Annotated in this window: 20 protein-coding genes; all 20 read left to right on the top strand. The window is 43.8% G+C overall.

What is annotated here, in order from left to right; translation table 11 throughout:
• Positions 1 to 178 precede the first annotated feature (178 nt).
• The 20 genes from rimP to ACR65H_RS07150 all read left to right on the top strand — a co-directional run bounded on the left by rimP (position 179) and on the right by ACR65H_RS07150 (position 20,969).
• Entirely contained in the window at positions 179 to 655 is a 477-nt protein-coding gene (gene rimP / locus ACR65H_RS07245; protein ID WP_440499489.1) for a ribosome maturation factor RimP, read from the top strand.
• A gap of 22 nt (positions 656 to 677) precedes the next feature.
• The gene (nusA, locus tag ACR65H_RS07240; RefSeq protein WP_440499488.1) at positions 678 to 1,898 is read left to right on the top strand and encodes a transcription termination factor NusA; all 1,221 of its coding nucleotides are present in this window, start codon (positions 678 to 680) and stop codon (positions 1,896 to 1,898) included.
• Between the two features lie 19 nt (positions 1,899 to 1,917).
• Positions 1,918 to 2,196, top strand: a complete 279-nt coding sequence (rnpM, locus tag ACR65H_RS07235) for an RNase P modulator RnpM (protein ID WP_440499487.1) — start codon at positions 1,918 to 1,920, stop codon at positions 2,194 to 2,196.
• Positions 2,193 to 2,570 carry a YlxQ family RNA-binding protein gene (locus tag ACR65H_RS07230; RefSeq protein ID WP_440499486.1) on the top strand — a complete coding sequence of 126 codons (378 nt, stop codon included), beginning with the start codon at positions 2,193 to 2,195 and terminating at the stop codon, positions 2,568 to 2,570. Before rnpM ends, ACR65H_RS07230 begins: the two co-directional genes overlap by 4 nt.
• Positions 2,518 to 5,043 (top strand): translation initiation factor IF-2, encoded by a 2,526-nt coding sequence (infB, locus tag ACR65H_RS07225; RefSeq protein ID WP_440499485.1) that lies wholly within the window; start codon positions 2,518 to 2,520, stop codon positions 5,041 to 5,043. The genes ACR65H_RS07230 and infB overlap by 53 nt, the downstream gene beginning before the upstream one ends.
• Positions 5,040 to 5,318 carry a DUF503 domain-containing protein gene (locus tag ACR65H_RS07220; RefSeq protein WP_440499484.1) on the top strand — a complete coding sequence of 93 codons (279 nt, stop codon included), beginning with the start codon at positions 5,040 to 5,042 and terminating at the stop codon, positions 5,316 to 5,318. Before infB ends, ACR65H_RS07220 begins: the two co-directional genes overlap by 4 nt.
• 22 nt (positions 5,319 to 5,340) lie before the next feature.
• A complete protein-coding gene (rbfA, locus tag ACR65H_RS07215; RefSeq protein WP_440499483.1) occupies positions 5,341 to 5,688 on the top strand; it encodes a 30S ribosome-binding factor RbfA in 348 nt (115 codons plus the stop codon).
• Between the two features lie 82 nt (positions 5,689 to 5,770).
• Positions 5,771 to 6,682, top strand: a complete 912-nt coding sequence (gene truB, locus ACR65H_RS07210; protein WP_440499482.1) for a tRNA pseudouridine(55) synthase TruB — start codon at positions 5,771 to 5,773, stop codon at positions 6,680 to 6,682.
• An 11-nt stretch (positions 6,683 to 6,693) separates the two neighbouring features.
• Positions 6,694 to 7,650, top strand: coding sequence for a bifunctional riboflavin kinase/FAD synthetase (locus ACR65H_RS07205; RefSeq protein ID WP_440499481.1), 957 nt, complete (start codon positions 6,694 to 6,696; stop codon positions 7,648 to 7,650).
• Positions 7,651 to 7,937: 287 nt separating this feature from the next.
• Positions 7,938 to 8,207, top strand: coding sequence for a 30S ribosomal protein S15 (gene rpsO, locus ACR65H_RS07200; protein ID WP_440499480.1), 270 nt, complete (start codon positions 7,938 to 7,940; stop codon positions 8,205 to 8,207).
• Positions 8,208 to 8,362: 155 nt separating this feature from the next.
• Positions 8,363 to 10,486 (top strand): polyribonucleotide nucleotidyltransferase, encoded by a 2,124-nt coding sequence (pnp, locus tag ACR65H_RS07195; protein ID WP_440499479.1) that lies wholly within the window; start codon positions 8,363 to 8,365, stop codon positions 10,484 to 10,486.
• An 89-nt stretch (positions 10,487 to 10,575) separates the two neighbouring features.
• On the top strand, positions 10,576 to 11,820 hold the full coding sequence (locus ACR65H_RS07190; RefSeq protein WP_440499478.1) for a M16 family metallopeptidase: 1,245 nt from the start codon (positions 10,576 to 10,578) through the stop codon (positions 11,818 to 11,820).
• Positions 11,821 to 11,885: 65 nt separating this feature from the next.
• The gene (locus tag ACR65H_RS07185) at positions 11,886 to 12,161 is read left to right on the top strand and encodes a YlmC/YmxH family sporulation protein (protein WP_440499477.1); all 276 of its coding nucleotides are present in this window, start codon (positions 11,886 to 11,888) and stop codon (positions 12,159 to 12,161) included.
• Positions 12,148 to 12,927 (top strand): hypothetical protein, encoded by a 780-nt coding sequence (locus ACR65H_RS07180; RefSeq protein ID WP_440499476.1) that lies wholly within the window; start codon positions 12,148 to 12,150, stop codon positions 12,925 to 12,927. The genes ACR65H_RS07185 and ACR65H_RS07180 overlap by 14 nt, the downstream gene beginning before the upstream one ends.
• Before the next feature lie 12 nt (positions 12,928 to 12,939).
• Positions 12,940 to 13,524 (top strand): dipicolinate synthase subunit B, encoded by a 585-nt coding sequence (locus ACR65H_RS07175; RefSeq protein ID WP_440499475.1) that lies wholly within the window; start codon positions 12,940 to 12,942, stop codon positions 13,522 to 13,524.
• Between the two features lie 174 nt (positions 13,525 to 13,698).
• Positions 13,699 to 14,730, top strand: a complete 1,032-nt coding sequence (locus tag ACR65H_RS07170; protein ID WP_440499474.1) for an aspartate-semialdehyde dehydrogenase — start codon at positions 13,699 to 13,701, stop codon at positions 14,728 to 14,730.
• 93 nt (positions 14,731 to 14,823) lie between these two features.
• Positions 14,824 to 15,717 (top strand): 4-hydroxy-tetrahydrodipicolinate synthase, encoded by an 894-nt coding sequence (gene dapA / locus ACR65H_RS07165; RefSeq protein WP_440499473.1) that lies wholly within the window; start codon positions 14,824 to 14,826, stop codon positions 15,715 to 15,717.
• Between the two features lie 244 nt (positions 15,718 to 15,961).
• Positions 15,962 to 17,629, top strand: a complete 1,668-nt coding sequence (locus ACR65H_RS07160; RefSeq protein WP_440499472.1) for a ribonuclease J — start codon at positions 15,962 to 15,964, stop codon at positions 17,627 to 17,629.
• A gap of 107 nt (positions 17,630 to 17,736) precedes the next feature.
• Positions 17,737 to 20,070: a DNA translocase FtsK gene (locus ACR65H_RS07155; RefSeq protein WP_440499471.1), complete on the top strand. Its 2,334-nt coding sequence runs from the start codon at positions 17,737 to 17,739 to the stop codon at positions 20,068 to 20,070.
• A gap of 170 nt (positions 20,071 to 20,240) precedes the next feature.
• Positions 20,241 to 20,969 (top strand): GntR family transcriptional regulator, encoded by a 729-nt coding sequence (locus ACR65H_RS07150; protein ID WP_440499470.1) that lies wholly within the window; start codon positions 20,241 to 20,243, stop codon positions 20,967 to 20,969.
• Positions 20,970 to 21,120: the final 151 nt, after the last annotated feature.

Below are 21,120 nucleotides of genomic sequence, written 5' to 3'. Positions count from 1 at the left end.
ATTGGTCAATTGGCATCGTCTAGACTCCGGGTGGCACATTGTTTGCAATGATGCCCAGTAGATGGTATAATTGGAGCAACTTTTGCTATATGTCTTGCGAAAAGAGTGGGATTTCCCGCTCTTTTCTGTTGTTCAATTCGTATAAGACAAGTTTGAATCAAATTTCGGGAGGGTTATGATGAGTAAAATTACGGAAGAAGTTGAAAAGCTCGTCAATCCGATAGTGAATGACCTTGAGTTGGAATTGGTTGATATTGAGTTTGTGAAAGAAGGAAGAGACTGGTTTTTACGGGTTTATGTCGATACACCGGAAGGGAATATCGATATCGAACAGTGTGCACTCGTGAGTGAGAGGCTTAGCGAAGAACTGGATCGTACAGATCCAATTTCTCAGAACTATTTCCTAGAAGTATCCTCGCCCGGTGCAGAACGTCCACTGAAGAAAGAAGAGGATTTCCAAAAAGCGATCGGTCAATATGTTTTCATTAAAACGTATGAACCGATCAATGGCATGAAAGAGTTCGAAGGATACTTGCTATCTTACGGTCCGGATGCAGCAGAAGTTGAAATTCGCATAAAGACTCGGAAATTGCAAGTCGTCATCGACAAGGAAAAAATTGCATTTGCACGATTGGCGATCAATTTTTCCGCATAATTGAATATAGGAGTGATTAATTATGAGTAGTGATCTACTCGATGCATTAACAGCCCTTGAAAAGCAGAAAGGAATTTCTAGGGATGTAATTGTGGAAGCGATTGAAGCGGCACTTGTTACCGCATATAAAAGAAACTTTAACCAAGCACAAAACGTGCGTGTCGATTTGAATTTGGAAAAAGGGACGATGAAAGTATATTCCCGTAAAGATGTCGTTGAAGAAGTGGAAGATGAAAGACTTCAAATCGCTCTTGAAGATGCGGAAGCTATCAACCCCGCTTATGAGATCGGAGATATCGTCGAAGAAGAAGTGACTCCACGTGATTTCGGCAGGATCGCAGCGCAAACTGCGAAGCAAGTCGTTACGCAACGTGTGCGTGAAGCTGAACGCGGTCTTATTTATGACGAATATGTTGATAGGGAAGATGACATCGTCAATGGGATTGTAGAGCGCTTGGACGCAAGAAATCTTTATGTCGGTCTTGGAAAAGTGGAGGCAGTGCTGCCTGCAAGCGAACAGATCACTACAGAGTCGTACCAGCCTCATGACCGCATCAAAGTGTATATTACTAAAGTAGAGCGTACTTCAAGAGGTCCTCAAGTGTTTGTCTCCCGTACGCATCCTGGCCTTTTACGCCGTTTGTTTGAAATGGAAGTGCCGGAAATATACGACGGCACAGTTGAAATCAAATCAATCGCCCGTGAGGCAGGAGATCGTTCGAAAATTTCAGTCCATACGAATAATGAAGAAGTGGATCCTGTCGGTTCCTGTGTAGGGTCCCGCGGAGCGCGTGTTCAATCGATTTCAAATGAATTGAACGGTGAAAAAGTTGATATCGTGGAATGGTCCGAAGATCCAGTCATCTTTGTGGCGAATGCATTGAGCCCTTCCAAAGTATTGGACGTTAAAGTGAACGAAGAGGACAGATCTACAACTGTCGTAGTGCCGGATTACCAATTATCATTGGCAATCGGGAAACGGGGACAGAACGCTCGGTTAGCAGCTAAATTGACAGGGTGGAAAATTGATATCAAAAGTGAAACAGATGCGCGTGAGTTAGGCATCTATCCTCCAACTGCCGATCATTCGGTTGAAGAACGACTATTTGATAATGATGTATATGCCGTTACCGAAAATGGAAACGATGAATATAATGAAGATCCATATTTCGATGACGAACCAGAAGAAGAATCCGATTTGAAAACGATCGATCTATATTCTGAAACAAACGAAGACAATTGAGTTGAAAGGATGACTGCCCATGACAAGCAAAAAGAAAATCCCTTTGCGTAAATGTGCGGCGACGGGCGAGATGTTACCAAAGAAAGAAATGATTCGCATTGTCCGCACAAAGGAAGGTGAAGTTTCAGTCGATTTGACAGGCAAAAAATCAGGGCGTGGTACATATGTATCGAAAACTGAGGAAGCTGTTGAAGCAGCAAAGCGCAATCGATCGATTGAAAGCCAGCTTGGAACATCGGTGCCTGCAGAAGTCTATGAGGATCTACTGCATGCAATCCGTCGTGAGGCATTGAAATGAATCATCCTACGGAAATCTTCCAATTGTTAGGGATGGCTGCAAGAGCCCGGAAGCTTATCACTGGCGAGGAACTAGTCGTCAAAGAAGTACGTTCGGGTAATGCACGCTTAGTCATCGTTTCTGAAGATGCTTCAAAGAACACGCAAAAAAAAGTGAGTGACAAATGTAATTTTTACAACGTTGAGAAGCATGTATTCGGGAGCCGGGAAGCTCTCGGCCATGCAATCGGAAAAGAGTCGCGGGTCGTACTCGCGTTAACGGATGCCGGCTTTGCCAAAAAAGCGTCCGGGCTCCTCAACGAATATAACCGGGGGTGGGCTAATGACGAAGATACGTGTACACGAATACGCGAAACGAGTGAATCGGACGAGTAAAGAAGTCATCGAAGAGCTTGGAAAAATGAATGTGAATGTAACGAACCATATGTCAATGCTTGATAATGATGCAACAACAAAATTGGATCAACGTTTTGGAAAAGGTGGTTCAAACCAATCCGACAAGTCCAGAAACGGACACAGTGATCGGAAGCCAGCTTCAAATTCTGCACGTCCTTCAGGCAATGCACAAGACAATAAACAACAGGGCAATCGTCCAGCACAAGGCGGCCAACGTCAAGGACAAGGAGCGCAAGGCGGCAATCGTCCAGCACAAGGCGGCCAACGTCAAGGACAAGGAACACAGGGCGGTAACCGTCCAGCACAAGGCGGCAATCGTCCAGCGCAAGGCGGACAACGCCAAGGGCAAGGAAGCGCACAAGGCGGCAATCGTCCAGCGCAAGGCGGACAACGCCAAGGGCAAGGAAGCGCACAAGGCGGCAACCGTCCGGCACAAGGCGGACAACGTCAAGGGCAAGGAAGCGCACAAGGCGGCAACCGTCCGGCACAAGGCGGACAACGCCAAGGGCAAGGAAGCGCACAAGGCGGCAACCGTCCAGCTCAAGGTGGTCAACGCCAAGGGCAAGGACAAGGACAAGGAGCTCAAGGCGGTAATCGTCCAGCTGGACGTGGTGGAAGGCCACCTGCACGTGGTATTAACCAAGGACGTAGAAGACATCGTCCGGCACCGATGCCGAAGGTGGAAAAGCCATTGCCGGAAAAAATCACTTTCTATGAATCGTTGACTGTCGGTGAACTTGCGAACAAGTTAGGCAGAGAACCGTCTGAAATCATTAAAAAACTATTCATGCTTGGCGTTATGGCAACAATCAACCAAGAGCTCGATAAAGATGCGATTGAGTTGATCTGTGCGGAATATGAAGTCGAAGTGGAAGAGGAAATCCGCATCGATGTAACGGATCTAGAAATTTATTTCGAAGAATCTGAAGAAGCGGAAGGCGAACTTACTGAACGTCCGCCTGTCGTAACAATCATGGGGCACGTTGACCACGGTAAAACAACTTTGCTCGATTCGATCCGAGATACGAAAGTGACGCAAGGAGAAGCGGGTGGAATCACGCAGCATATTGGGGCTTATCAGATTGAAGCGGAAGGCAAGAAAATCACATTCCTGGACACTCCTGGACACGCAGCATTTACAACAATGCGGGCGCGAGGAGCGAAAGTTACTGATATTACAATTCTAGTTGTCGCAGCGGATGATGGTGTCATGCCACAAACGATTGAAGCGATCAACCATGCGAAAGCCGCTGAAGTTCCGATCATCGTTGCTGTGAATAAAATGGATAAACCTACCGCAAATCCAGATCGTGTCATGCAGGAATTAACAGAGCATGGTCTTTTATCAGAAGCTTGGGGCGGAGATACGATTTTCGTACCGATTTCTGCATTAAAAGGCGAAGGAATCGATCAGTTGTTGGAAATGGTACTGCTCGTAGCGGAAGTTGCTGAGTTGAAAGCTAGCAAAAATATCCGCGCTAGAGGTACTGTCATTGAAGCGCAATTGGACCGTGGCCGCGGTTCGGTTGCAACTCTTCTTGTACAGGATGGAACTTTACGTGTAGGTGACCCGATCGTCGTCGGAAACACATTCGGTAAAGTGCGCGCGATGATCAACGACCTTGGACGCCGAGTGAAGGATGCAGGTCCATCCACACCAGTTGAAATTACAGGTTTGAGCGATGTCCCGCAGGCTGGAGACCGCTTTGTCGTCTTCGAAGATGAGAAGACAGCCCGTCAAATCGGTGAATCGAGAGCAGGCGATGCATTACAGGAACAACGTGGTGAGAAAACACGTGTGACGCTAGACAACTTATTCGATCAAATGAAACAAGGGGAAATGAAGGAATTGAACCTTATCGTTAAAGCTGACGTTCAAGGTACAGTTGAAGCGATGGCAGCTTCCCTTATGAAAATCGAAGTGGAAGGCGTTAACGTTCGAATCATCCATACAGGAGCAGGTGCGATTAACGAATCGGATATCTCCTTAGCTGCAGCATCAAATGCAATTGTCATCGGATTTAATGTGCGTCCAGATGTCAATGCTAAACGTGCGGCCGAAGAAGAAGGCGTTGATATTCGATTGCACCGTGTCATCTATAAGGTGATCGAGGAAATCGAATCGGCGATGAAAGGATTGCTGGATCCTGAATACGAGGAAAAAGTGATTGGTCAAGCCGAAGTCCGTGAAACGTTCAAAGTATCGAAAATCGGTACTATTGCGGGAAGCTATGTAACGGAAGGCAAGATTACCCGTGATGCAGGTGTACGTGTACTGCGTGATAATATCGTCATCTTTGAAGGTGAACTTGATACATTGAAGAGGTTCAAGGACGACGTTAAGGAAGTTGCAAGAGGATATGAATGTGGAATTACAGTTAAAAACTTCAATGATATTAAAGAAGGCGACATTTTTGAAGCCTTCGTCATGGAGGAAGTTAAACGGACATGATTGTCTATGCTGAATGTACATTCTTCATACCTGACGTCCATTCGTTAAAAGGTAAACGATCCGTTCTGAAAAGAATGATGGATCGTGTGAAAAATGAATTCAACGTTTCCATTTCTGAAATCGATCATCAAGACTTATGGCAAAGAACTACAATTGCTATCGTTTCGGTTGCATCGTCAAAAGATGCTGCCGAAGGGGAGACAAGAAGGGCCATCCGTTTCTTGGAATCGAATCCGGAATGGGAAATGACAGAAATGATACTTGACTACTATTGAAACGGAATCGGGGTGACCATCCATGTCTATGCGTGCGAATCGTGTCGCTGAACAGATGAAAAAGGAACTTGGCGGAATCATTGGCCAAAAATTGAAAGACCCTCGCATCGGCTTTGTCACAGTGACGGACGTCGAAGTAACGGGCGATCTTCAACAGGCAACAATATTCATTTCAGTGTTAGGAAAAGATTCGGAAAAAGAGGCAACTCTTGCCGGCTTGACAAAGGCGAAAGGGTTTATCCGCACGGAAATCGGTCAGCGGATCAGACTTAGGAAGACACCGGAAATTGAATTTGCGTTTGATGATTCTGTCGAATACGGAAATCGTATTGAATCGCTGCTTCGTGAAGTGAAGAGCGAAGAAGAATGAACTATTGGAGGAAGTCGGCGTCCGAATGGACTTTCCGACTTCCTCCGTTTTGTATAAGTACGTTAAAATAAGGAGGATATACATGGATGGGATTCTTCCTTTGTGGAAACAAAAAGGGATGACTTCGCATGACTGCGTATTCAAGCTTCGGAAAATATTGGGGATGAAAAAAGTGGGGCATACAGGGACGCTCGACCCGAATGTGGAAGGCGTTCTCCCAATTTGCCTTGGACAAGCGACTAAGGTCGCCGAATACGTAACGGATGCCGGCAAAGAGTATATAGCAACAGTTTCGATTGGTGCATCAACGGAAACGGAAGATGCCGAAGGGGCTATCGTAGCAGCGGATGGGTCATATAAATCAATTAAACGAGAAAAGCTTCTAGAGGCGCTTGAGCAGCTCACCGGTGAGATTGTTCAAATTCCACCGATGTATTCGGCCGTAAAAGTGAATGGTAAAAGGCTGTATGAATACGCTAGAAAAGGGATAGAGGTTGAAAGGCCGAAAAGGGTCGTACATATATATAAAATCGAATTGCTTGATGACAGAGAGTTGTTCGAAGGGGAAGAAATTCGATTCATGATACGAATTGCGTGCGGAAAAGGTACATATATCCGAACGTTATCCGTGCAAATCGGAGAAAAACTTGGATTCCCTGCCCATATGGCAACCTTGGTCCGTACGGCTTCCGGAAATTTCCGTCAAAATGATTGCTTGACGCTTGATGAAGTGGAAGAACAGAAAAAGCAAAATACTATTCAACAATATATTCGACCTCTGGAAGATGCGCTTGCCGAGTTTGAATTTGTAGAAATTGATGATAATTTGTATGGTAAGATAATGAACGGGCAAGTGCTGCCTCAACACCCTTCACTCGTAGGAAGGGAGAAAATCGTTTTTACGAGAGCAGAAAAAGCGATTGCAATTTATTGCAACCATCCGACAAAAGAAGGATTGATGAAACCTGAAAAGATGTTTCCATTCAATCAGTAGGGGAGAATTATATGGAAATTTACCATTTGCAATATCCATCTCATACAACGATCGATGATAAAGGTCCTTTTTCACTTGCTATCGGTTTTTTCGACGGACTTCATAAAGGTCATCAAACAGTTATCAACGAAGCAAAAGCAAAAGCTGCTGAACTCGGAATCCGTTCCGCTGTCATGACATTCGACCCGCATCCATCGCACTTGTTTGGAAAAGGGAAGGATAAGGTCGGCTATATTACAAAATATCCGGAAAAATCACGTCTACTAGAAGAATTGGGAATCGATGCCCTTTTCATTGTTGAGTTCGATTGGGACCTTGCCTCTCTTTCGCCTGAGAAATTTATTAATATCTTTATTAAACAATTAGGAATCAGGCATGTGACCGCCGGATTCGATTTCACGTTCGGTTCAAAAGGTGCTGGCACGATGGAGCAGATGGCTGCGCTATCCAATGGAGAATACGGTACGACTGTCATCGAAAAAGTAATAGATTCTGACGAGAAAATATCATCGACCCGAATCCGGAAGCTTCTTTCCGACGGTGATGTTGAGAAGACGGCTACATTGCTCGGCCGACCGTTCAGAACGATCGGCACTGTCGTAGACGGCGAGAAAAGAGGCAGGCTGCTCGGATTTCCAACTGCTAATATCTCAATCGACGAAGAAACAATCTTACCTGCAAATGGTGTTTACGCTGTCAATTTTTCCTTCGACGGACAATCGTATAAAGGCGTCTGCAATGTCGGCGTGAAGCCAACCTTCCACGATCCTAATACAATGAAGCCAAGCGTAGAAGTCCATGTACTCGATTTCAATTCTGATCTATACGGAAAAAAAGCCGCTGTCGACTGGATCGCACGCATCCGGTCTGAGCAGAAATTCAATTCGGTTGACGAATTGGTTGAGCAAATTAGCAAGGACAAGGAGACGGCACGGCAGTTGTTAAATAAGGGAATTAATATGTCGTAGGTGATTCTAGCTATTTGGAGTGCAAGGCGGCGACTCCTGGGGGATAAAGCGGGACAGGTGAGACCCCGCAACGAAGCGAAGTGAAGTGAGGAGGCTCACCGCCCGCCCCCCGGAAAGCGCCCGCCTGAAACGTAAAGTAGCCATGCGGATTGTGACTTCTTAGTTGCATCCACAATCCGCACATGTTATGATAAATCAGTGCTAGCGCACAAACCTTTCCTTGGCAGAACGAATCACCAACGTTTGCTCGGGATTTGGGGATATTCAATTATTAGGAGGTGAAAAGGATGGCTATTACACAAGAGCGTAAACATGAATTGATCAACGAATACAAAACTCATGAAAACGATACTGGATCTGCTGAAGTACAGATCGCTATCCTTACTGAAGAGATCAACAACTTGAACAACCATTTACGTACACACAAGAAAGATCACCATTCTCGTCGTGGTCTTTATAAAATGGTCGGTACTCGCCGTAGACTTCTTAAATATCTACGTGAAACTGATGTTCAACGTTACCGTGATCTTATTGCCAAACTCGGCCTTCGCCGTTAATAAGATGTATACGAAAAAGCGGGCCATGCCCGCTTTTTTTTATTGAATGATTAATCTTATGTTATTTTTCGCATATGTCCTTCTTTTTTGATACACTACTATTTAATACATACTACGTATGATGTCCATGCTTGATATTAGAGAGGGGTACCGTAATGACAGAACAAAAAAAAGTTTATTCATTTGAGTGGGCTGGGAGACCGTTAACGATTGAAACGGGTCAGCTCGCGAAACAAGCGAATGGTGCTGTGCTCGTACGCTACGGAGATACAAGCGTGCTATCTACAGCGACAGCTTCGAAAAATCCGAAAGCGCTTGATTTCTTCCCATTGACCGTCAATTATGAAGAAAGATTATACGCAGTAGGAAAGATTCCCGGCGGATTCATTAAACGTGAAGGACGTCCATCGGAAAAGGCCGTTCTAACAAGCCGTCTCATCGACCGTCCGATCCGTCCATTGTTCGCGGATGGATTCCGAAATGATGTGCAAGTCATTTCACTCGTCATGTCAGTCGATCAGAACTGCTCATCTGAAATGGCAGCAATGCTCGGTTCTTCCCTAGCATTGTCGATTTCTGATATCCCATTTGAAGGTCCGATCGCAGGCGTGCAAATCGGACGCATCAATGGTGAGTTCATCGTCAATCCGACACCTGAACAATTAGAAAATAGTGAACTTGACCTAGTCGTCGCTGGAACAAAAGATGCCATTAATATGGTTGAAGCCGGCGCGAAGGAAGTTGCAGAGGATGTCATCCTTGAAGCGATCATGTTCGGTCATGAGCAGATCATCCAACTGATTGAATTCCAAGAGAAAATCATTGCTGAAGTCGGTAAAGAGAAAATGGAAATTACATTATTCGAACTTGACGAAGCATTGCTTGCAGAAGTGAAAGCAAAATGTGAATCCGATTTAATCAATGCAATTCAAACAGAAGAGAAGCATGCACGCGAAGAAGCGATCACAGCTGTGAAAAATGAAGTTATGGAACAATATGCAGCCGATGAAGCGGATGAAGAAACAATGAAGCAAGTGAAAAGCATTTTGGACCAACTTGTGAAAGAGGAAGTCCGCCGTCTAATCACTGACGAAAAAGTCCGTCCGGATGGCCGTGGTTTGGATGAAATCCGTCCACTTTCTTCTGAAGTCGGCATTTTGCAGCGCACGCATGGTTCTGGCTTGTTCACACGTGGACAAACTCAGGCGTTAAGCGTTTGTACGCTGGGAGCTCTCGGTGAAGTGCAAATTATTGACGGACTTGGACTGGAAGAGTCGAAGCGATTCATGCATCATTATAACTTCCCGAACTTCAGTGTAGGGGAAACAGGTCCAATACGTGGACCAGGCCGTCGTGAAATCGGTCACGGTGCTCTCGGTGAGCGTGCACTTGAAGCAATCATTCCAGATGAAAAAGAGTTTCCATACACAATCCGTCTCGTAGCGGAAGTATTGGAGTCGAATGGATCGTCTTCCCAAGCGTCAATCTGTGCCTCTACAATGGCTATGATGGATGCAGGTATTCCGATCAAAGCGCCAGTTGCGGGAATCGCTATGGGTCTTGTGAAGAAAGGGGACAACTATTCCGTTCTATCCGATATCCAAGGGATGGAAGACCATCTTGGTGATATGGACTTCAAAGTGGCTGGAACTGAAAAAGGGATTACAGCTCTTCAAATGGACATTAAGATTGAAGGACTATCCCGTCAAATTTTAGAAGAATCTTTAGCCCAAGCGAAAATCGGTCGGATGCATATTCTTGGTCATATGATGGCGACTATTTCCGCGCCTCGTGAAGAGCTTTCACAATATGCGCCTAAGATCATTATGATCCGTATTAATCCAGACAAGATTCGCGACGTCATCGGACCTGGCGGAAAAGTAATCAATAAAATCATCGAAGAAACAAATGTTAAAATCGATACAGAACAAGATGGCACAATCTACATTTCTTCACCAAATTCGGAAATGAACGAAAAAGCGAAAATGATGATTGAAAACATCGTTCGTGAAGCGAAAGTCGGAGAATATTATTTAGGTAAAGTGAAACGAATTGAAAAATTCGGCGCATTCCTTGAAATCTTCCCTGGCAAAGACGGACTTCTTCATATTTCCGAAATTCAAGAAGAACGTACGAAAGCGGTTGAGGATGTATTGAAAATGGGCGATGAACTTCTTGTGAAAGTTATCGAAATTGACAATCAAGGCCGTGTAAATCTATCCCGTAAAGTTGTTTTGAAAGAAGAAAAAGAAGCAGCAGAAAAAGGGAAAAACGAATAATCAATTAGCATATAATAATGGAAAGCCCCTCTTTACGATGGTGTGAAGACGGAGGCTTTTTGTTATTTTTATTAGCGGGGGGAAAAGAATTGCTACAAAAACAGAGATATCAAAACGGCGTTAGAATCATTCACGAAAAGATGCCATTTGTACGGTCTCTGGCAATCGGCCTATTTGTAAAGGCTGGTTCCAACGATGAGACAGAAGAGGAGTGGGGACTCGCTCATTTTATTGAACATATGCTTTTTAAAGGGACAACGACGCGCAGCGCAAGAATGATTGCAGAGCAATTTGACCGGATGGGTGGAGATATTAACGCATATACATCCAAAGAAATGACTTGCTTCTACACAACCGTGCTTGACCATCATGCGGAAGAAGCATTGACGATCATGGCCGACATGTTGTTCAATTCCCTCTTTGATGAAAACGACATTCAAAAAGAAAAGTCCGTTATATTGGATGAAATTGCGTCAGTCGAAGATACGCCGGATGATGATGTAGATGAACGACTTTGGTCTGTCATGTATCCTGGGCATCCGATCGGAAGATCTATAGGCGGTGTGAAAGATACAATTCATTCATTCAATAAGGAAATGATCGAACGGTATATGTCAAGACATTATTCAGCTGAAAACATCGTCATATCGATAGCAGGAAATTTTGATGATCAATTGATTTCATTTATTGAGACTCTTTTCAATTCGTTCATCAAGAATAGGTCAACAAAAACGAATGATGGCTTACTTCCAGTATTCCATAACGGCAGGACAACGAAATACAAAGATATTGAACAGGCGCATATTTGTTTAGGTTATCCGGGTCTTTCCATAACTGACGACCGGCTTCATGATTTAATTCTGTTAGACAGTATTATCGGCGGGACGATGTCTTCCCGAATGTTCCAAAAGATACGGGAGGAGAAGGGGCTTGCGTACTCAGTGTTTTCGTATTATTCATCATATATGACGACAGGTTCATTCGTTATTTACGGTGGGACCGGCCCCGAACATTTGGAAGAGATGGTCTCGACGATGGATCAGCTAATCGCTGAAATTGTAGCGGACGGCGTTACGGAGAAGGAGCTGCTCAATGCGAAGCAGCAATTGAAAGGCAGTTTCTTGCTAGGTCTTGAAAGTTCGGAATCCAGAATGCATCGTAACGGTAAGAATGAACTGATCCTTTCCGAGCATAAGACGATAGACGAAGTAGTCGGACTGATTGACAAAGTTCAACTTGAAAATGTGAATAACATTGCACGTGAGACGTTTACGAAAGAACGAGCAATTTCCATTATTGCTCCAAAGAAAGCGATGAAAAGGATCCGAATATAGAAATGTGCAGCTTTGCCCTCTTTGAATCATATGATAGACGAGGACATTTAAAAGGGGGCAATACTATGCTGCTATCCGAAATGGCTCAAAAAGAGCTAATCCAAGTGGAAGAAGGAATTCGTTATGGATTTCTTGCAGATACCGATTTGATTTTCAACCGAAAAACCGGAGCAATCATCGGCTTTGAAGTGAAAAAGAAATTTGGAAGGTTTCCATTCCGTAACAAAGAACAGGAAACGACAGAATTCATACCTTGGAGTGAAATCGTGTTAATTGGTGAGCATCGAATCCTATTTGGGAAAACGCATAGCTTGGGGGAATTTGACCTTGACGACAATTGACGAAAATTGGCTGTTCATCGGAACTGATCGTAGATTATCGGAATGTAGTCGAATTATGAAGCAACAAGGCTTCGACGTTTTCCATTATGATAGAAATGTTTATTCAAAACAGCTATCCGACATTCTTGACGAATTCTCTCCAAAACATATCGTCTTTCCGATATTGCAAATGGAAGGCACTATCCCAGTGGATAAGATTAATAAAGATACGATACTTTACCCAGGCGTCGCCTCTCAGGATTGGTTGGCGTCTTTCCATGATGCTAGCATTACAATCCGACCATATTTGAAAGAAGTGCAATTCGTCTGGGAGAATGCCGTGTTAACCGCGGAAGGATTTCTGATCGAATACTATTCTTCGGCAAAACGACGAATTTCAGGGGAGCATTTTTATATTGCAGGCTTTGGCAAAGTCGGCAAAGCGACAGCTGCTGTTTTATCGTCACTGGGAGCCTCTGTAACCATTTTAGCACGTTCTAAGGAACAGTTAGGGGAAGCAGCCGCAAACGGTTATAAAACAATGCTGCTGCCCGCTGATACGGTAAATGTAACAGGAATCCTCGTGAACACAATACCTGCGAAATGGCTTCAAGTTGGAACCGATTCCACATTGCGCATTTATGATTTGGCATCCGCGCCTGGTTGCCTAAGGGACAATGCCCCTGATGAATACTATACAATACACCTCGGATTGCCGGGAAAACACTTTCCGGCAGATGCGGCAATGGCTTTGTCAGAAGCGTTGCTGAGGATGAATAGTAAATGAAAGGGGAAAAAGATGCTACAAGGAAAAAGAATTGGCCTTGGTATTACGGCATCCCATTGTACGTATGACCAAATATTACCGGTCATTAGCGATTTACAGGACAACGGGGCGACCGTTGTTCCTATCATTACACATTCCGTGCTGACTGCTGCCACACGATTCGGCACAGGCGAGGAATGGATAGCAAGAATCGAAGAAGCGACAGGAGAAAAGGTCGTTTCGACAATTGTAGGGGCCGAGCCGTTCGGACCAAGCAATCCGCTAGATTGCATGATCATCGCACCGATGACAGGCAATTCCATAAGCAAATTTGCCAACGCGGCCACTGACTCTCCAGTTTTAATGGCTGCTAAGGCAACTTTGCGGAACGGCAGCCCAGTTTTGCTCGGTATTTCGACAAATGACGCTTTAGGCTTGAATGGTCCAAACATCATGAAGCTGCTAAACATGAAAAATGTGTTTTTCATCCCGTTCGGCCAAGATGATCCTTTTAAGAAACCGAACTCTTTAATCTCCGATTTCACTTTGATGGTTCCTGCAGCTGCAGCTGCTCTTGAACACCGACAACTTCAACCACTTTTAATTATTCATAAATAATATTAAAAATACAAAGCAGAAGATTTCTAGATATGTTATAATTTCTCCAATGAACTCTTATAGGACATAGGGTGAGGTTTTTATTCTTGCATAAATGAGCTAATGTTCTTTTGCATTAATAAACGAATAAATGTATATATATCCGAAGGTCCGTAAAACGAAAGGGAGATTGAAATGAAAAATGATAATTTGAATGTTGCAATTGTAGGTGCTACTGGAGCAGTAGGAACGAAAATTCTTGAAAAGCTTTTGGAACGAAAATTCCCCGCAACATCGATAAAATTGCTAGCTTCAAAACGTTCTGCAGGTATTGAAATTTCTGCAGGCGGTGAAACGTTTATCGTGGAAGAAACGGTGCCTGAGTCTTTTGAAGGTGTCGACATTGCATTTTTCAGTGCAGGAGGTTCTATTTCCCAAAAGTTTGCACACGAAGCGGTAGAACGAGGTGCAGTCGTAATTGATAATACGAGTGCGTTCAGAATGGATGAAGGGACGCCGCTAGTCGTTCCTGAAGTGAATCCGCAAACTTTGCAAAATCACTCGGGAATTATCGCGAATCCGAACTGTTCTACAATCCAAATGGTTGCTGCACTACAACCAATCAAAGAAAAATTCGGCATCAACCGTATTATCGTTTCAACGTACCAAGCGGTATCGGGAGCGGGTGCTGAAGCGATAGATGAACTTGCTCAGCAAAGTACGCAATTCGCAGAACGTGCAACTATTAAAGCGGAATTGCTGCCGAGCGCTTCTGCTGAACGCCATTATCCGATTGCTTTCAATGCTATTCCGCAAATCGATGTTTTCGATGAATCGGGGTACACTTTAGAGGAATTGAAAATGATGAATGAAACGAAAAAAATATTCGGCGATCAGCAAATGGCGGTCACTGCCACTTGTGTACGCCTCCCTGTAGTAACAGGGCACTCTGAATCGGTATATATCGAGTTAAACGATGAAAACGTTACTGTTGCCGATATCCGTTCTACTATGGAAGGTGCACCGGGCGTTGTCGTCCAAGATGACCCGTCTACACAATTGTATCCAATGCCGTTATTTGCGGAAGGGAAAGATGAAGTGTTTGTCGGACGTATTAGGAAGGATCCAAAACATCCTGCTGGATTCCATATGTGGATTGTTTCAGATAACTTATTGAAAGGTGCAGCATTGAATTCGGTTCAAATTGCTGAGGAATTAATTAAATAAATTTTTTTGAAGCGATTGTTCCGTCCTGTTACGTAGTAAATGAAACACGGAGCAATCGTTTCAACATCATAGCGATGAAAAGGAATGGTCAGAATGGAACTTGGGCAAATTGGCACAGCGATGGTCACTCCTTTTTCACATACTGGAGACATCGATTTTGACTTGACGGAAAAGTTGATCGAGCATTTGATCGCAACTGGGACGGATTCCTTAATTGTTTGTGGGACTACGGGGGAATCCCCCACGTTAAATCATCAAGAAAAATCGGATATTTTCAGATACGCAATTGAAATCGTCAATAAGAGGATTCCTGTCATTGCAGGGACAGGAACCTTCAATACAGCAGAAACAGTCAAATTGACAAAGCAAGCGGATGAGCTAGGTGCCGACGGAATCATGTTAGTGACTCCTTATTACAACAAACCCGACCAAAAAGGGATTGTTGCACACTTTACCCATATTGCAAGCATTACGGACCTGCCAATACTACTCTATAATATCCCCGGCAGATCCGCGGTCAATATGGAAGCTGAAACCGTAATCGAATTATCGAAAATAAAAAATATCCGGGCAGTCAAAGAAGCGAGCGGAAGTCTCGATCAAATGTCCGATATTATTTCAGGAACTGATAATGGATTTAAAGTATATAGCGGAGATGACTCGTTGACATTGCCGTTATTATCTATCGGCGGAGATGGTGTCATTTCAGTAGCATCCCATATCGTCGGGGCTGAAATGCAGCAAATGATCAATGCATTCAAATTAGGCGATACGACAAAGTCGGCAAAAATGCACAGGATATTACTACCGTTATTCCAAGCGGTCTTTTCCGCCCCGAACCCTGTCCCGGTCAAGTATGCACTTGCCAAGATGGGAATCGATACCGGAGGAGTGAGACTTCCGTTAATAGCAGGCTTCAAAGAAGGTGCTGCTGCATTCGACGAAGTATGGAATAATTTCAAAAAAAACGAGCATGTATTTCAATAAAAGAAAGCCGGGAGCATTCGCCGGCTTTTTTTGTTTGTGTAGTAAGGGCATTCTCACGTATAATGAAACTTAGTCGTTGTGGACGGGTATTCAACAAATAAGCAACAACATATATCATTTGAAAATTGACAGTTGGGTTTCAATTAAATAACGATAGGCGATTTAGTAAATGCCAGAAAACAATACATAGACGGTTCATGATCCAACACCAGTCTTTTTCAAACATAGTATAGGAGGAAACAATGTGGCAAAAACGAAAAATGAAGTAATAAAAGTAATCCCGCTAGGAGGAGTCGGGGAAATCGGAAAGGCGATGTATGTCGTTGAAATTGATGAGGAACTTTTCATCGTCGATGCGGGACTCATGTTCCCGGAAGGTGAAATGCTCGGCATTGATATCGTCATTCCAGATTTGACATACATCGAAGAAAATAAAGAGCGGGTAAAAGGGATTTTCCTAACGCATGGACACGAAGACGCAATCGGGTCCATCGCCTATCTTCTACAGAAGGTGCAAGCCCCTGTGTACGGTTCCAAACTGACACTTGCCCTTGCGAAAGAGCATTTAAAAGATATGCCTGCACCAGCAGGCGTAAAGTTTTTTGAGGTGACAAATAAAAGCCGGATGAATTTCAAGCAGACGTATGTGACGTTTTTCCATACAACGCATAGCATTCCCGATTCTTTAGGAATCGTTTTTCATACGAGCGAAGGTGCGATTGTCCATACAGGTGAATTCAAATTCGACCAATCCGCAAAAGGGAAATATCGTCCGGACATCGCAAAAATGGCGGCCTTGGGAGAAGAAGGCGTCTTCATCCTTATGTCAGATTCAAATGAAGCCGAACGTCCGGGCTATACGACTTCCGAATCCGTCATAGAAGATCGTTTGTCCAATACATTCCATAGCGTGGAAGGGCGTATTCTCGTTGCTTTGTATGCATCCAATTTTATCCGCATTCAACAAGTTTTCGATAAAGCGCTCGAAACGGGTAAAAAAGTTGCGGTCGTCGGAAAGAGCCTCGAAAGTTATTTTGAAGTAGGCATGCGGTTAGGGTATTTGCAAATTGACGAAGATACGGTCATATCCGTAAAAGACATCGGAAAGTATCCTGATGACCAAATCGTGATCATCGTCACGGGCAATCAAGGCGAGCCGCTTGAAGCTCTCGAGAAAATAGTCCGCAAATTCCATAAGGATATCAAAATTAAAAAGACGGATACAGTCCTTATTACATTCACGCCATCCCCAAGCATGGAAGTGTCTATGTATCAAATGGCGAATGAATTATCAAAAGCCGGTGCTCACGTCATTACAGCTTCGAAAAATGTCCATGTATCCGGTCATGGCAGCCAAGAAGACTTAAAACTGATGCTCAACTTGATGCAGCCTAAGTATTTCATCCCTATTCAAGGGGAATATAAAATGCTTATTGCCCATTCAAAGCTAGCGCAACAGGTCGGCTTGCAAAAATCGCAGATTTTTATAGCTGATAAAGGGGATATCGTCGAATATAAAAACGACAAGATGAGAATGAGCGGCCGTGTACAAGCAGGAAATATTCTCATTGATGGAATTGGGGTCGGTGATGTAGGCAATATCGTACTGCGCGACAGAAAGCTCTTGTCGCAAGACGGTATTTTCACTGTCGTCATTACATTAAGTCGTAGACAGAAAAGGATAGCTGCAGGTCTTGAAATCGTCTCACGCGGATTCGTCTATGTGAGGGAGTCTGAAGAGCTTCTTGATGAATCGAAGAACCTTGTACGGAAGATAGTGGAAAAGTATGTGAATAAAGATACGTTTGAATGGACAAACATAAAGCAAGAGATCCGTGATACATTAAGCTCTTATTTATTCCAACAAACTAAAAGAAGACCGATGATTATTCCGATCATTATGGAGTATTGAGCAAGGTCTCGAAAACGGAATCTGAACAAAACAACGATAGAACTTGAGAAAAGGATTTCCATGCCGTCCGCACGGCGGGAAATCCTTTTTGTAAAAGGAGGAGTTTCATGTCAAAAAAATCGAAGAAAAAGAAAAAGACCGCGTCCAAAAAGAATAATGACGGCCTCCATCCATTAGTATACGAAGTTGCCGGTTTAACGATGATCGGCTTCGCTATCATCATTATTTTTGAGTTTGGCATCGTCGGAAGAGGGCTCTCTTCTTTCGCAAGACTCCTATTTGGGAATTGGCATGGTGCTGTTCCACTTCTATTGATCGTTCAAGCGCTTCTATTCATGGTAAAACGGAAGACGGTAGGTTGGAAAAACCGAATTGTCGGCGGCAGCTTATTCATTCTCGCAAGCTTGCTATTATTTAGCCATATCTATTTATTCAAAGAGCTATATGAAAGCAAAGTACTTATGTCCAATTCGGCTTTTCAAGAGACGTGGAAAGTCCTTATTACGAATGAAGGAATCGCATCAAGAAGCGGAGCTCTAGGGGGGGGATTGGCTGGTGCAATGCTATTTGCGCTCTTCCATTCTTTATTTGATTCAGCAGGAGCAACAGTAGCCGGTGTTCTTCTATTATTAATCGGTATCGTGCTGCTCACCGGAAAGGCGCTTGTCCCTTATATAGCGGAGCATTATCCGAAGGTGCTTTCTTCTTTAAAAACGAAAACGGAACGAAAAGAAAAAAGGATTCCTAAAAAAGGGAACCAGCAAGCCTCTTCAAGAACTGAACGTCGCAAAAAGCAGACGCTTCAGGAGGTTAAGCAAGATGATCCAACAGTTGCCACACTTGAAGAACAAGAAGAAATCGTATCAAAACCGATCATTTCCGCTTTCAATGAACGAATTGAACCAATACCATCCAATGATGACACTGTCATTGAGAAACAAGTGGAAACATCGCCTGCAAATGAATCGGATGACGGAGATGTTCCGACCTATTCGGGTGTATCTGGCGAAGAGGAAAATGTATCATATATTTTACCGCCTCCATCATTGCTTCGGCAAACGCCATCCAATGATCAATCGGCAGAATATGATTCTATCCATGCAAATGCACAGAAACTTGAAAAGACATTCTTAAGCTTTGGTGTCAAAGCAAAAGTTACGCAAGTCCATTTAGGTCCTGCTGTAACGAAATATGAAGTGCTTCCCGATACAGGCGTGAAAGTGAGCAGAATTGTCAGTTTGGCCGATGATATTGCCCTTGCTCTAGCAGCAAGCGATATTAGAATTGAAGCACCAATACCAGGAAAGTCGGCAGTCGGTATTGAAGTGCCGAACAAAGCAGTTGCAATCGTCAGCTTGCGAGAAGTTATTGATTCCAAGGAAAATAATCGTCCGGACTCGAAATTGAGCATTGTACTCGGCAGAGATGTCACAGGACAAGCAATGATGGCTGAGTTGAATAAAATGCCGCATGTCCTTGTTGCAGGATCGACGGGAAGCGGGAAAAGTGTTTGCATCAACGGAATTATTATTAGTATTCTAATGCGCGCTAAGCCGCATGAAGTGAAAATGATGATGATTGACCCGAAAATGGTTGAATTGAACGTTTATAATGGTGTTCCGCATCTATTGGCGCCGGTCGTCACCGATCCGCGGAAAGCTTCCCAAGCATTAAAAAAAGTAGTATCTGAAATGGAAAGAAGATACGAGCTGTTTTCACATACGGGAACTCGGAATATTGAAGGGTATAATGAGCATATTGAACAATGGAATGATGAAAATGACGAAAAACATCCGCGTATGCCTTATATCGTCGTCATCGTAGATGAGCTTGCAGATTTGATGATGGTTGCTTCAAGTGATGTAGAAGACTCCATCACACGTCTTGCTCAAATGGCACGTGCTGCCGGCATTCATTTGATCATTGCAACGCAACGTCCAAGTGTAGACGTTATTACAGGTATTATTAAAGCGAATATTCCTTCGCGAATCGCGTTTGCAGTTTCTTCCGCGGTTGATTCGAGGACAATTTTGGACGGTGGAGGAGCAGAGAAACTACTTGGTCGCGGAGATATGCTATTTCTTCCGGCCGGAGCATCCAAACCGGTCAGGGTCCAAGGTGCATTCGTTTCTGATCAAGAAGTCGAGGCTGTCGTTGATTTCGTAATTGAACAGCAAAAAGCACAATATCAGGAAGAGATGATACCGACAGAAGTAGAGGAAGTACAGCCGCACGAAGAGACGGATGAATTGTATGATGAGGCCGTCCAACTTGTCATCGAAATGCAGACTGCATCTGTGTCAATGCTTCAACGGCGTTTTCGAATCGGATATTCAAGAGCTGCAAGAATTGTTGATCAAATGGAAATGCGAGGTGTCGTAGGACCTCCGGAGGGCAGCAAGCCAAGACAAGTCCTGATATCCGCCGTTAATTACGAGTAACAAGCTAGAAAAACATGACAAAAGCAGGACATTTCAAAAGAATTTATGCTAGTTTCAAGTTTTTTTGAAAAACAGATGTTTATTTTGGAGTATGGAAATGATATAGTATGGATGATTAGGAAATGAGGTAACACATCTGAGGTCTAACCTCATCAGGAGGGGGGATTTAAATGGTGGTGAAAACAGATCAAAGGCACTTATACGTGCAAGTGATCGAGCGATTGAAGGAAGATATCGATTCCGGCGTTTTCAAAGAGAACGAGAAGTTTCCATCCGAATTTGAGCTTGCCAGAAAGCTTGGCGTCAGCAGGGCTACGCTTCGTGAAGCATTGCGGGTCCTTGAAGAGGAAAAAGTAATCGTCCGTAAACACGGTGTTGGCACTTTCGTAAATCCGCGGCCATTATTTTCATCCGGAATTGAACAGCTTTCAAGCGTATCCTCCATGATTTGTGATGCAGGAATGGTTCCTGGCACAATCTTTATGGAAGTACAGGAAAGTCTTCCGAATGATGAAATGATTGGGAAGTTTGATTGTGAAGAAAATGACAGTCTAGTAACGATTAAAAGAGTTAGAACTGCAGACGGAGAGCCTGTAGTCTATTGCGTCGATCATGTGCTTGCCAAAGATCTTGAAGGTGGATCGGATGTCTTGTTGAACGAATCCATTTTTGAGTTGATAGAGAAATCTGGCCGCATCCGAATCGTCCAAGCTGTGGCAAATATTGAACCTGTCGGGTATGACGATGAAGCGTCTTCTATACTCAGATGTGGTGTTGACATTCCTCTTCTCGTATTGCTCCAACATCATTATAGCGAGGAAGGCGAAATGGTCCTTTACTCCAAAAATTATTTTAGGGCTGATAAGTTCAGCTTCCATGTAGTCCGAAAAAGGGTATAAGGCACAAATTCTTGAAGCTGTCGGCAAGCAATCTGGAATGATGGGCAAATTGCAAATGCAATAACTGCCTGTCATTTTGACTGTCTGCTGTTTGCTTCTTGAGTGTGCATTTAAGACGTTCATACGTCATATTTAATACCAAAATAAAAAA

The sequence above is a fragment of the Sporosarcina sp. SAFN-015 genome (assembly GCF_059415085.1).
The sequence above is the reverse complement of the archived record's forward strand: the minus strand, read 5'-3'. Positions and strand labels throughout refer to the sequence as shown.